Origin of the sequence: Intrasporangium sp. (assembly GCF_039812505.1) — a bacterium.
In the GTDB taxonomy this organism is placed as follows: Bacteria; Actinomycetota; Actinomycetes; order Actinomycetales; family Dermatophilaceae; genus Intrasporangium_A.
Window position 1 is genome coordinate 1 of sequence record NZ_JBDIAQ010000030.1, and the last position, 11,996, is coordinate 11,996.

The window sequence follows — 11,996 nt, forward strand, 5'->3', positions numbered from 1 at the left end:
ACTCTCGGCCCGGCTGCGCCGGGTTCTGACGAGCTCAGGGCCCGGGTATCGCGCTGACGAGCCTTGATGGGTGTGACGAGGCCCACAGCCGTTCGAGCGGCCCGGCAACGTCAGAACGCTGGCTTCCGTGGCCGCCTGCGTGGGTTGGTTGTCCGCTCGCGACGGCAGCGACTGACCGGCCCGGTCGTCCGGGTTGGGCGGTGGTTGGTGCGGCCGTCCACCGGAACCGGCTGGTCGACGCATTTCAGGTCTAATGTCGCGAGCCCCGCCAGGCACTATTCCGGACATATTCCGCGCGTCTCGGGCAAAACGTAGGCCCTCCCCCTGGATTCGGGGGAGGGCCGGCGCTTGTCACGCTCACAGACGAAGCGGAGACGAGCGCAACCTTAGTGGACGGCGGATCGCCCCGTCATCGGTTTGACGAATGGCGCGCGGTATTCGGGGGAATAGCGGACTCGCCGAGCACCGCGGCGCGCAGCGTGTCCAGCCCGACACCGCCGATGTCCAGCGCCCGGCGGTGGAAGGCCTTCAGGTCGAAGGCCGCGCCCTCGCGTCGGCGCACCTCGTCGCGCAGCTGCAGCCAGAGCCGCTCGCCGATCTTGTAGCTCGGGGCCTGTCCGGGCCAGCCGAGGTAGCGGCTCAGCTCGAAGCGCAGCACCTTCTCGTCCATGAAGCCGTGCCGGCTCAGGTACGTCCACGCCTTCTCGTAGGTCCAGGGCCCGCCGCCCACCTCCGCCGGTGCGGGCAGGGCACAGTGCACGCCGATGTCGATGACCACGCGGGCCGCTCGCAGCGACTGTCCCGCGAGCCAGCCCATCCGGTTGCCGGGGTCGTCCATGTAGCCCAGCTCGGCCATCAGGCGCTCGGCGTACAGGGCCCAGCCCTCGCCGTGACCGGAGGTCCACGACGCGAGCCGGCGCCACCGGTTGAGCAGGCCGGACCGGTAGACGGTCTGCGCCACCTGCAGGTGGTGACCGGGGACGCCCTCGTGGTAGACCGTCGACAGCTCGTTCCAGGTCCGGAACTCGGTGTTGCCCTTGGGCACGCTCCACCACATGCGTCCGGGCCGGCTGAAGTCCTCGGACGGACCGGTGTAGTAGATGCCACCGGTGTGGGTGGGGGCGATGCAGCACTCGATGCGCTGGACCGGGCCGGGGATGTCGAAGTGGACGTCCTTGAGGCTGCTGATGGCCTCGTCGGCCCGCTGCTGCATCCACGCCCGGAGCGCGTCGGTGCCGTGCAGCCGGTAGCGCTCGTCCGCGTCCAGGATCGCGACCCCCCGCCGGACGTCCGCCCCCGGCTCGAGCCGCTCGGCGATCTCCTGCATCTGCGCGGTGATGTCGGCGAGCTGCTCCTTGCCCCACCGGTAGGTCTCCTCGAGGTCGACCGTGGCGCCCAGGAAGCTGCGCGACTCGAGCTGGTAGCGGTCGCGTCCGCAGGCGTCCGGCTCCGGTGCGTGGCCGAGCAGCTCGCGCTCGAGCCAGTCCGCGATGTCGTGGTATGCCGCTGCCGCCGCCCTCGTCGCGTCCGTGAGCCGGTCCCTGGCCGCCCCTTCCAGCAGGGCCGGTTCGCCGGCGCCGTCGGTGACCGTGGCCCCGGTGGCGAGGGTGGCGAAGTAGGCGTCGTCGGCGGTGAGGTCGCGGCACTGCGCCGCGGTCTCGCGGACCTGGCGGGCAGGGGCGACCAGGCCGCGGTCGAGTCCGGCGAGCAGGGACTGCCGGTACTGCTCGAGGGCGGCGGGGATCCGCGCCATGCGGGTGGCCAGGACGACCCAGTCGTCCGCGGTCTGCTGCGGCATCAGGTCGAAGACGTCACGGACCTCCTGCAGCGGGGAGCTGATGACGTTGAGCGACATCTGCTCCAGGCCCGCGGCGTGGCGCTCCTCGGCCAGGCCGAGCCGCTCGGTCATCGCGGCGATCGTGACCCGGTCGACGTCGTCGGTGGGCAGTGCGCCCCGCAGCTCGGCGAGGGCGCGGCGGCGCAGCTCGCTGTGGGCGGCGAGTCCCGCCGGCGACAGGTCGTCGAGGTCCTCGTCGTGGCCCGGGATACCGAGGTAGGTGGCGCTGATGGGGGACAGCTCGGCGAAGCCGTCCAGGTAACGCTCGGCGATCCGGTCGACGTCGCTCTGGGTCCGCTCGGCCGGCGGTGGGGTGGGCGTGGTGCTGTCGGTCACCCGACCGAACCTACCCGCGCCCGGGGCGTGGCGGGGTGGCCATGGTCGGCTGCACCACGGGCGTGGCCGCAGCGCGGGCGTGGCGCGCCCGGGGAGGGGCTCGCCGCTTGTCGCTTGCCGGGGGCCGGTCAGCCGGCGTGGTTGCCGCGACTGACGACCAGCGTGACGGTGTCGCCGGACCGGAGCGTCGTGCCGGGGCCCGGGGTGGCCTTGATGACCTGGTTGCGCGGCGCGTCGGAGGCGACCATGCGCCACTGGTAGCTCAGGCCGTTGGCCCGGACCGCCCGCACGGCATCGGTCAGGTCGGTGCCGACCAGACCGTTCGGGACGACGCCCCGACGGGGCGCTTCCGCAGTGGCCGAGGGCGCTCCGGTCGAGGCGGCCGAGGAGGACGGCGCGCCGGTGGGTGGCGTGGCAGTCGTCAGGCCGGGTAGGCCACCGGAGAAGAGGGAGGCGCCCAGGGCGACGACCAGCACGAGCACCAGCGACCCGAGCACCCAGGCGACCCTGTTCCGGCCGGGCCGGGCGTTGCGGCCGGCCGGTCGGTGATCGGTCACTGGTGGCTCCGTCGGGCCGGCCGGTGCCACCGGCTGCGCCGACGGCATCGGGTGCGTCGACACCGCCGTCACTGCCGGTGCCGACCCGGTTGGGGCGGGTCCAGCCGTGGCGGCCGTCACGCTCGGTGCCGGCGCCGTGGCAGCGGATCCGGCCGTGCTTGCCGCCGTGGCGCCCGTCACGCTCGGTGCCGGCGTGGTCGCGGTGGGCTCCGGCGGGAGGGTCGGCAGCAGCCGTGTCGTGGCGGCCCGGGGCGCGCTCGGCAGCGGGCGGGTGTGGCCCGGTCGAAGGCTCTCGGCCATCGCCTCCGCGCTCGCGAAGCGGTCCTCCGGCTTCCGGCTGGTGGCCCGGGTCACGACCGCGTCCAGGGAGCGGGGCAGGTCGGGCACCAGTGCGCTCGGGGGCGGGACGTCCTCGGCCAGGTGGCGCATCGCGATGGCCACGGGCGTCTCGCCGGAGAACGGGACCTGGCCGGTGAGCATCTCGTAGAGCACGATGCCGAGCGAGTAGAGGTCCGCGGCGGGGCCGGCGGACGCGCCCCGGCTGACCTCGGGCGGGAGGTAGGCCGCGGTGCCCATCACGGTGCCGGTGTCGGTCAGCGGCGCTGCCCCGAGCGCCTTCGAGATGCCGAAGTCGGTCACCTTGACCGTGCCGTCGGGAGTCACCATGATGTTGCCGGGCTTGATGTCCCGGTGGACGATGCCGGCCCGGTGGGCCGCGGCGAGGGCGGCGCAGACCTGCGATGCGATGCCGACCGCCTGCTCCGGCACGAGCGGGCCACGCTCCCGGAGCAGCCGGTCGAGGCTGCGCCCGGGAAGGTACTCCATGACGATGAAGTGGTTCCTGCCGTCGACGCCGTAGTCGTAGACCCGGGCGATGTTGGGGTGCGTGAGACCGGCGGCGGCCAGCGCCTCCCGGCGGAACCGCTCGACCGCCTCGGGCGAACCGGTCAGCCGCTGCGCGAGGACCTTGACGGCCACCTCGCGCCCCAGCCGCTCGTCCGTGGCCAGGTGGACCTCACCCATGCCGCCGGTGGCGATGATGCCGCGCAGCACGTAGCGCTCGGCGAGGCGGGTGGGGTTCAGCAGATCGGCAGACACGTGGCACTACGATACGCGACCCGGTCGGTCCGAGGCGAATCTCAGCGGGGCAGGCTGCTGGCCCGCCAGCCCCCGGTCGCCGCGCCGGGTCCGGCCAGGTGCCAGGCCGGGTCGGCCCACGCCGAGCGTCGCACCGGACGTCCTCCGCCCGGCCCGCCGACCGCCGAGAGGACCGCGACGAGAGCCGCGACCTCCTCCGCGCTCGCGCCACCTGCGATCCGGATCACCGGCACGGGGCCGGCCTCGCCGGAGGGGTCCGGGCGGTCCGCCGGCCCCAGCTGCTTCGTCGCGGGTCGCCGGGTCATAGCGGGATGTTCCCATGCTTCTTGGGCGGCAGGCTCTCGCGCTTGTTCCGCAGCGCACGAAGCGCCCGGGTCACGTTCATCCGGGTGTTCGACGGCGAGATGACCGTGTCGATGTAGCCGCGCTCGGCTGCGATGTAGGGGTTGGCCAGCGTCTCCTCGTAGTGGTCGACCAGCTCCTTGCGGCGTGCCTCCACGTCGCCACCGGCGCCCAGCGTCGCAGCGAGCTCCTTGCGGTAGAGGATGTTGACCGCACCCTGAGCGCCCATGACGGCGATCTGGCCGGTCGGCCAGGCCAGGTTGATGTCGGCGCCGAGGTGCTTGGAGCCCATGACGTCGTACGCCCCGCCGTAGGCCTTGCGGGTGATGACCGTGATCTTCGGCACGGTCGCCTCGGCGTAGGCGAAGATCAGCTTGGCGCCGCGGCGGATGATGCCGTCCCACTCCTGGGCGGTGCCCGGCAGGAAGCCGGGCACGTCCACGAAGGTGATCACCGGCACGTTGAAGCAGTCGCAGGTGCGCACGAACCGGGCCGCCTTCTCCGACGCGTCGATGTCGAGCGTGCCGGCGAACTGCATCGGCTGGTTGGCCACGATCCCGACCGGCATGCCGTCGATGCGGGCGAAGCCGGTGACGATGTTGGGGGCGAAGAGCGGCTGGACCTCCAGGAAGTCGGGCCCGTCGTCGCCGCCGTCCACGACGTGCTGGATGACCTGCTTGATGTCGTAGGGGACGTTGGGCGAGTCGGGGATGCACGTGTCGAGCCACAGGTCGTCGTCGGTCACGCCGAGGTCGGCCTCACCCTCGCCGTAGGTCGGCGGGGTCTCCATGTTGTTGCTCGGCAGGTAGGACAGCAGCGCCTTGACGTACTCGATCGCGTCGTCCTCGTCGGTGCCCATGTAGTGGGCCACGCCCGACCTGGTGTTGTGCGTCTTGGCGCCGCCGAGCTCCTCGAAGCCGACGTCCTCGCCGGTGACCGTCTTGATGACGTCCGGCCCGGTGATGAACATGTGCGAGGTCTGGTCGACCATGACGGTGAAGTCGGTGATCGCGGGTGAGTAGACCGCGCCACCGGCACAGGGGCCCATGATCAGGCTGATCTGCGGGATGACCCCCGAGGCCCGCACGTTGCGCATGAAGATCTCGCCGTAGAGGCCGAGAGAGACGACCCCCTCCTGGATCCGGGCCCCACCTGAGTCGTTGAGCCCCACGACCGGGCAGCCGATCTTCATCGCGAAGTCCATGACCTTGACGATCTTCTCCCCGAAGACCTCGCCCAGCGAGCCGCCGAAGACGGTGAAGTCCTGGGCGAACACGGCCACCTGCCGCCCGTCGACCGTGCCGTAGCCCGTCACCACGCCGTCGCCGTAGGGGCGGTTCTGCTCCTGCCCGAACTGGGTGCTGCGGTGCCGGGCGTACTTGTCCATCTCGATGAAGGTGCCCTCGTCGAGGAGCAGCGCGATCCGCTCGCGGGCGGTCTTCTTGCCGCGGGCGTGCTGCTTCTGCACGGCCCGCTCGGACCCGGCCCCGGCGACCTCGGCGACCCGGCGCTTGAGGTCCGCGAGCTTGCCGGCCGTCGTGGTCAGGTCGGGGGTCTGCTGCGTCGACATGGCGGCAGCCTAGCCTTGTACGCGTGCGTAACCCGTTCGACGTGGACCTGGTGGATGCGGCCTTGGTCACGCTGCCCGGGCCCTGGCGCCGGGTCGAGTTCCACGCCCGCCTGCCGTCCACGAACGACGAGATCAAGCGCCACCGTGGCACGCCGGGGTGGACGCCCTCGGCGGACCCGGCGGCCGGGGATGGCCCCACCGTGCCCGGCTGCCTCTGGCGCGTCGTGCTCACCGACCACCAGACCGGCGGACGCGGCCGGCTCGGACGCGGCTGGCAGGTCCCGGACCGGGCGGCGATCTCGATGTCCGTCACGGTCCCGGTCACCGGACCGCGCGACCTGCCCTGGGTCCCGCTGCTGGCCGGGGTCGCCCTCAGCCGGGCCGTCGGCACCGTCACGGCAGCCGCCGGCACCCCGCTGACCCCACGGCTCAAGTGGCCCAACGACGTATTGCTCGACGACGGCGGCGAGCGCAAGCTCAGCGGCATCCTCTGCGGTCTCGTCGGCACCGGGCCGAGCGCCCGGGTGGTCATCGGGACCGGTGTCAACGTCGACCAGACGCGGGCCGAGCTGCCCGTCGCCACGGCCACCTCCCTCGCGCTGGCCGGTGCTGCCGTGCGGCGCGAGCACCTGGTCATCGCCTACCTCGGCGAGCTGGGGAGGCTGTTCACCCCGGAGGCCACGGGCGAGCGCGAGGCCGGCACGGCGGCATACCGGCAGCTCTGTGCGACCTTGGGCCGGCGGGTGCGCGTCCACCTCTCCGACGGCAGGTCCGTCGACGGCACCGCAGTCGGCATCGGGGCCGGTGCCGAGCTGCTGGTGCGCACTCCCGGCGGACAGCGGGCCTTCGCCGCGGGCGATGTCGAGCACGTCCGGCGCCCCGACGGCGGGCTGGCATGATCGAGGGATGACGGAGCCGGGCCCCGCGGAGCCGGACTACACCGAGGTGCTCCTCGGACGACCTCTGGCGCTGCGCGGCCGGGAGGTCAGCCGCGGCGCCAGGGTGTCGCTGCGCTCGGCCCGCAGGTTCTGGCACGCGCTCGGCTTCCCGGTGGTCACCACGGACGAGCCGATGTTCACCGAGGCCGACTGCGACGCGCTCAGCGGGCTGGCGGGTCTGGTGCGCGAGGGCGCCGTGGACGAGCCGACCGCGCTGTCGCTCGCCCGGGCCTTCGCCAGGTCGGCCGACCGGCTGGCCGGCTGGCAGTCCCAGCTCATCGCCGAGGCCGTCGAGGACGAGCTGTCGGCCCGTGCCGACCGCCCCGGGTCCGAGCCGCCCGACCCCGTGCCGACGCTCGAGGCGGCCACCGAGACCGCCCGGCGGATCGCGGCGCTGAGCGACCGGCTCGAGCCGCTGCTGGTCTACGCCTGGCGGCGGCACCTGAGCGCCACCGTGGCCCGGATGATCGCGGACGCGGACCCGGCCCAGTACGGCGCGACCAAGCTCAGGTCGGTGGGGTTCGCCGACCTGGTCAGCTTCTCCGCGCTCGTCCGGAAGATGTCGGAACGCGAGCTGGCCAGGCTCGTGCAGCGCTTCGAGGCGCTCTCGGCCGACGTGATCACCGCGCACGGCGGCCGGCTGACCAAGACCGTCGGGGACGAGGTGCTCTTCACCTCGGTGTCGGCCGCCCCGGCGGCGGCGATCGCACTCGACCTGGTCGATGCGATCCACGAGGACGACCTGCTGCCGGACGTGCGGGTCGGCGTGGCTCGCGGGCCGGTCCTCTCGCGGATGGGCGACGTGTTCGGTACGACCGTCAACCGGGCCTCCCGGCTGACCGCGATCGCGCCCACCGGCACGGTCCTCGTCGACGGACCGACCGCCCGCGAGCTGGCGGAGCTGTCGGGCTTCGAGCTGCACGGCAAGCGGCGGCGCGTGCTGCGCGGCGTCGGCGCGGTGACTCCCTCGGTGCTGCGGCGCGCGGCGAGTGGCGGCCGGCGCGCGAGGTGAGTCCCGCCCGGCACCCCGAACGGGTCGACGTGCCGGTCCCGGGAGCGGCGCCGGGAGCTCTGCCCGCGCGCCGACGCCCACCCACTCGGTAGGCTTCGCTCGGACCCATCCTGCGGAGCTGGACGGAGAGGAGAGCCCTACTGTGACCCGAGTGCTGCTGGCGGAGGACGACTCCACGATCTCCGAGCCACTCGCCCGAGCGCTGCGCCGGGAGGGGTATGACGTCGACGTCCGGGAGGACGGCGCAGCGGCACTGGAGGGAGCCAAGGACAACCCCGACCTCGTCCTGCTGGACCTCGGGCTGCCGCAGGTCGACGGTCTCGAGGTGTGCCGCCGCATCCGGGCCGAGGGTCGGGCCGTCCCGGTGCTGATCCTGACCGCACGCGCCGACGAGGTGGACACCGTGGTCGGCCTCGACGCCGGTGCCGACGACTACGTGACCAAGCCGTTCCGCCTCGCCGAGCTGCTCGCCCGGGTCAGAGCACTGCTGCGGCGCACGCCGAGCGAGCCGGTACCCAGCTCGGGCGATCCCGTGCGGATCGACCCGGAGGGCCGGCGGGCCTGGTTCCACGACGACGAGCTGCAGCTGACCGCAAAGGAGTTCGACCTCCTGCGGGTGCTGGTCCGCGAGCAGGGCCGGGTGGTGTCCCGCGAGCAGCTGATGCGCGAGGTCTGGGACACCCACTGGCTCGGGTCGACCAAGACCCTGGACATGCACATCTCGGTGCTGCGGCGCAAGCTGGGTGACGGCGCGCAGGATCCGCGCTACATCGCGACCGTCCGCGGGGTCGGCTTCCGGTTCGACCAGCCTGCCGCCGAGTGAGCACGTGCAACCCAGACTCGACCGCATCGTGGCCTTCGGGGCCGGTGTCGCCGCCGCCACGGCCGCGCTGCTGTTCGCCGGGGTCGGCTGGTGGATGCGACAGCTCGACCCGGCCACCCTGCACTCGTGGTTCCTGGCCGACCCGGGTGCCGGGTGGGCCCGGGCGACGGGCGCCGTCGTCGTCATCGCGCTGGTCGCGTGGGGCGCCGGCGTCCTGGCGACCATGTCGGGTCGCCGGGCGGTCGCGTCCGCCTCGGCCGACCTCGTCGAGCTCAGCCACCGCCTTGCTGCCGGCCAGGCCCGGCTGCGGCCGCTGCGCACCGGGATCACCGACATCGACACGGTCTCCGAGGTCATCGCCCGCCGGGCGCACGACATGGCCCGGTCGCTGGCCGAGGAGCGTGACTTCGCCTCCGACGCCTCACACCAGCTGCGCACCCCGCTGACCGCGCTGCTCATGCGGCTGGAGGAGATCTCCGAGACCGACGACCCGGAGGTCGCCAAGGAGGAGGCGACGATCGCCATCGCCCAGGTGGAGCGCCTCACCCGGGTCGTCGACGACCTGCTCGCCCGCAGCCGGGTCGGCAACGGCGGCCAGCCCCCGGCCGTCTCGCTCGACTCGGTCATCGCCGCGCTCCAGCGCGAGTGGCAGCCGGCCTTCGAGCAGGCCCGCCGGTCCGTGCACGTGCACGGCGAGCGGGGACTGTTCGTCCGCATGACGCCGGTCGGCCTGTCCCAGGTGCTCTCGACGCTGCTCGAGAACTCGCTCGTGCACGGCCGCGGCACCGTGGAGGTGCAGGCCCGCCGGTCCGGCCCGTCGGTCATCGTCGAGGTCAGCGACCAGGGCGACGGGGTGCCGGCCACGATGGCCCCGCACATCTTCGAGCGGTCGGTGAGCACCGGCACGAGTGGCAGCACCGGGCTGGGTCTGGCCCTCGCGCGCGACCTCGCCGAGGCCAACGGCGGGCGCCTCGACCTGGTCCAGGCCCAGCCGCCCCGGTTCGCGCTCTTCCTCTCGGAGTCGGTCGACCGCTGACCTGTGGTGGTGTCCGTCGCGAGGGCGCCTCCCCCGATCGGGAGCCGCTGCTGGGGTGCACGTGGGGCTCGCCTCCCGTGGCTGGCGCTACTCTCGGCAGGTGGGCCGGATCCGGGACTACCTGTTCGTGCGGCACCGGCACAACTGGCTGCTGTTCCTGCGTTTCGGCGTGGTCGGCGCGTCCGGCGTCATCGTTAACATGGTCGTCCTGATCCTGCTCAAACGGCTGGGACCCGACCCGGACGGCGCCGTGGTGGGTATCGCGTTCTCCGACTTCAACGTGCGCTGGTACCACGTCTACTCGACCTCGGCGTTCCTGGCGGCCAACCTCTGGAACTTCCAGCTCAACCGTTCGTGGACCTTCCGCAGCGGGAAGCACCAGGCCTGGTGGCGGGAGTACTGGCCGTTCCTCGTCGTCGGGCTCACCGGGCAGGCGATCGGGCTGGTCCTGCTGACCCTGCTGATGCACCCGGGGTCGGTCCTCGCGCTGCCGTCGTCCGTCCTGGACGACTCGAGCGGGCTGCGGACCCGGCTCTACTGGGCCCAGCTGATCGTCATCGCGGTCGTCACGCCGGTCTCCTTCGTCCTGAACAAGGTGTGGACCTTCGCGGCGGTACGCGCGCCCCGTCCGACCCCGGGCGGCCCGGACGTGGACACCGACCCGGCGACTACCCTTGGTCGTCGTGACTGAGCCCAAGCGCGCCCCCGGAGGTTTCCCGGTCGTCGGAGTCGTCGGCGGCGGACAGCTCGCGAGGATGATGCAGGGGCCCGCGATCGAGCTCGGCATCCAGCTGTCCGTGCTCGCCGAGGATGCCCATGCCGCAGCGGCGCTCGCGATCCCGTCGGCTCCGGTGGGGGAGCACACCGACGTCGCGGCCCTGCGGTCCTTCGCCGCGGCCTGCGACGTCGTCACGTTCGACCACGAGCACGTCCCCCAGGCGGTGCTGGGGGCGCTGGAGGCGGAGGGTGTCGTGATGCACCCGAGGCCGGCCGCGCTCCGGCACGCCCAGGACAAGCTAGTGATGCGCCGGCGCCTGACCGGGCTGGGCATCGCCTGTCCGCGGTGGACGGTCGCGCGGACCGCCGACGAGCTCGCCGGCTTCGCCGACGAGGTCGGCTGGCCGGTCGTCGCGAAGACCCCGCGAGGGGGGTATGACGGCAAGGGCGTGCTGCTGGTCCACTCGGTCGGCGACGCCGCGGAGTGGCTGGCCCGGGTGGGCGGACCGGGACCCCTCGAGGAGGGGGTGCTCGTCGAGGAGCACGTGGACTTCGTCCGCGAGCTCGCGGCGCTCGTCGCCCGTAGCCCCTCGGGCCAGGCGGCCGCGTGGCCGGTCGTCGAGACGGTCCAGACCGACGGGATCTGCACCGAGGTGCTGGCGCCCGCCCCGGGGTTGGACCCCGACCTGGCGGCGGTGGCGACGGAGGCGGCGTTGCGGATCGCCGGCGAGCTCGACGTGACGGGCGTGCTCGCCGTGGAGATGTTCGAGGTGCGGGCCGGCGGGTCGCCCGGGTACGTCGTCAACGAGCTCGCCATGCGCCCGCACAACTCCGGGCACTGGAGCATGGACGGGGCCGTGACCGGCCAGTTCGAGCAGCACCTGCGAGCGGTGCTCGACCTGCCCCTGGGGGATCCGCGGCCGCGGGCGCCCTGGACGGTGATGGCCAACGTGCTCGGCGGCGAGGACGCGAGCCTCTACCCGGCCTACCGGCACATCATGGCGCGCGACCCGGGGGCCAAGATCCACGTGTACGGCAAGGGCGTACGGCCCAGCCGCAAGATCGGACACGTCAACGTCAGCTCCGACGACCTGGCGGCGGCCCGGGCCCGCGCCGGACATGCGGCTGACTACTTGAGAGGAACGGTGCACGAGTGAGTGACGTGGACGAGGGGGCCGGCCGGTCCGGCGACCCGGTGGTCGGCATCGTGATGGGCAGCGACAGCGACTGGCCCGTCATGCGCGAGGCGGCCCGGGCCCTGCAGGAGTTCGGGATCCCCTTCGAGGCGGACGTCGTGTCCGCGCACCGGATGCCCGAGGAGATGATCGCCTACGGACAGCAGGCGGCGCAGCGAGGGCTCCGGGTCGTGGTGGCCGGTGCCGGGGGGGCAGCCCACCTGCCCGGGATGCTGGCGTCGGTGACGCCGTTGCCGGTGATCGGTGTCCCGGTGCCGTTGAAGTACCTCGACGGGATGGACTCGCTGCTCTCGATCGTGCAGATGCCGGGCGGCGTGCCCGTCGCGACGGTCTCGATCGGGGGCGCTCGCAATGCGGGGTTGCTGGCGGCGCGGATCATCGGGTCGTCCGGCGACGAGATGGGGCGCCGCGTGCGGCAGGCGATGGGCTCGTTCCAGTCCGGACTGCGCCACCAGGCCCGGGCCAAGGGCGTCTCGTTGCGCGCCGAGGTCGCCCGCGGCATCTGAACACCCGTCGGGCCGACGGCCCGCCGGT

At 73.1% G+C, this 11,996-nt stretch carries 11 protein-coding genes; 7 read left to right on the plus strand and 4 right to left on the minus strand.

Going from position 1 to position 11,996, the window contains the following annotated elements:
• Positions 1 to 409: 409 nt before the first annotated feature.
• The 4 genes from WMI84_RS06260 to WMI84_RS06275 form a co-directional block, all read right to left on the minus strand.
• Positions 410 to 2,173, minus strand: coding sequence for a DUF885 domain-containing protein (locus tag WMI84_RS06260; RefSeq protein WP_347351381.1), 1,764 nt, complete (start codon positions 2,171 to 2,173; stop codon positions 410 to 412).
• Between the two features lie 128 nt (positions 2,174 to 2,301).
• Positions 2,302 to 3,828, minus strand: a complete 1,527-nt coding sequence (locus WMI84_RS06265; RefSeq protein WP_347351383.1) for a protein kinase — start codon at positions 3,826 to 3,828, stop codon at positions 2,302 to 2,304.
• Positions 3,829 to 3,869: 41 nt separating this feature from the next.
• On the minus strand, positions 3,870 to 4,133 hold the full coding sequence (locus tag WMI84_RS06270) for an acyl-CoA carboxylase epsilon subunit (protein ID WP_347351385.1): 264 nt from the start codon (positions 4,131 to 4,133) through the stop codon (positions 3,870 to 3,872).
• Positions 4,130 to 5,740, minus strand: coding sequence for an acyl-CoA carboxylase subunit beta (locus WMI84_RS06275; RefSeq protein WP_347351387.1), 1,611 nt, complete (start codon positions 5,738 to 5,740; stop codon positions 4,130 to 4,132). The genes WMI84_RS06270 and WMI84_RS06275 overlap by 4 nt, the downstream gene beginning before the upstream one ends.
• A gap of 23 nt (positions 5,741 to 5,763) precedes the next feature.
• Between WMI84_RS06275 and WMI84_RS06280 the strand changes: the two genes are divergently transcribed.
• The 7 genes from WMI84_RS06280 (at position 5,764) to purE (ending at position 11,968) form a co-directional block, all read left to right on the plus strand.
• Positions 5,764 to 6,639 (plus strand): biotin--[acetyl-CoA-carboxylase] ligase, encoded by an 876-nt coding sequence (locus tag WMI84_RS06280; RefSeq protein ID WP_347351389.1) that lies wholly within the window; start codon positions 5,764 to 5,766, stop codon positions 6,637 to 6,639.
• Between the two features lie 7 nt (positions 6,640 to 6,646).
• On the plus strand, positions 6,647 to 7,690 hold the full coding sequence (locus WMI84_RS06285) for an adenylate/guanylate cyclase domain-containing protein (protein ID WP_347351391.1): 1,044 nt from the start codon (positions 6,647 to 6,649) through the stop codon (positions 7,688 to 7,690).
• A 142-nt stretch (positions 7,691 to 7,832) separates the two neighbouring features.
• Positions 7,833 to 8,513: a response regulator transcription factor gene (locus tag WMI84_RS06290; RefSeq protein WP_347351392.1), complete on the plus strand. Its 681-nt coding sequence runs from the start codon at positions 7,833 to 7,835 to the stop codon at positions 8,511 to 8,513.
• Positions 8,514 to 8,517: 4 nt separating this feature from the next.
• Complete coding sequence (locus tag WMI84_RS06295) at positions 8,518 to 9,549, plus strand: HAMP domain-containing sensor histidine kinase (protein ID WP_347351394.1); 1,032 nt, start codon at positions 8,518 to 8,520, stop codon at positions 9,547 to 9,549.
• A 100-nt stretch (positions 9,550 to 9,649) separates the two neighbouring features.
• Positions 9,650 to 10,240, plus strand: coding sequence for a GtrA family protein (locus tag WMI84_RS06300; protein WP_347351396.1), 591 nt, complete (start codon positions 9,650 to 9,652; stop codon positions 10,238 to 10,240).
• On the plus strand, positions 10,233 to 11,423 hold the full coding sequence (locus tag WMI84_RS06305) for a 5-(carboxyamino)imidazole ribonucleotide synthase (protein WP_347351398.1): 1,191 nt from the start codon (positions 10,233 to 10,235) through the stop codon (positions 11,421 to 11,423). The genes WMI84_RS06300 and WMI84_RS06305 overlap by 8 nt, the downstream gene beginning before the upstream one ends.
• Before the next feature lie 53 nt (positions 11,424 to 11,476).
• On the plus strand, positions 11,477 to 11,968 hold the full coding sequence (gene purE, locus WMI84_RS06310) for a 5-(carboxyamino)imidazole ribonucleotide mutase (protein WP_347351425.1): 492 nt from the start codon (positions 11,477 to 11,479) through the stop codon (positions 11,966 to 11,968).
• The last annotated feature ends 28 nt before the right edge of the window (positions 11,969 to 11,996 follow it).

Bases quoted from the DNA above. Each gene is read 5' to 3' on its own strand.
- WMI84_RS06285 (WP_347351391.1), top strand. From the start codon at position 6,647: ATGACGGAGCCGGGCCCCGCGGAGCCGGACTACACCGAGGTGCTCCTC.
- WMI84_RS06275 (WP_347351387.1), bottom strand. From the start codon at position 5,740: ATGTCGACGCAGCAGACCCCCGACCTGACCACGACGGCCGGCAAGCTC.
- purE (WP_347351425.1), top strand. From the start codon at position 11,477: ATGGGCAGCGACAGCGACTGGCCCGTCATGCGCGAGGCGGCCCGGGCC.
- WMI84_RS06270 (WP_347351385.1), bottom strand. From the start codon at position 4,133: ATGACCCGGCGACCCGCGACGAAGCAGCTGGGGCCGGCGGACCGCCCG.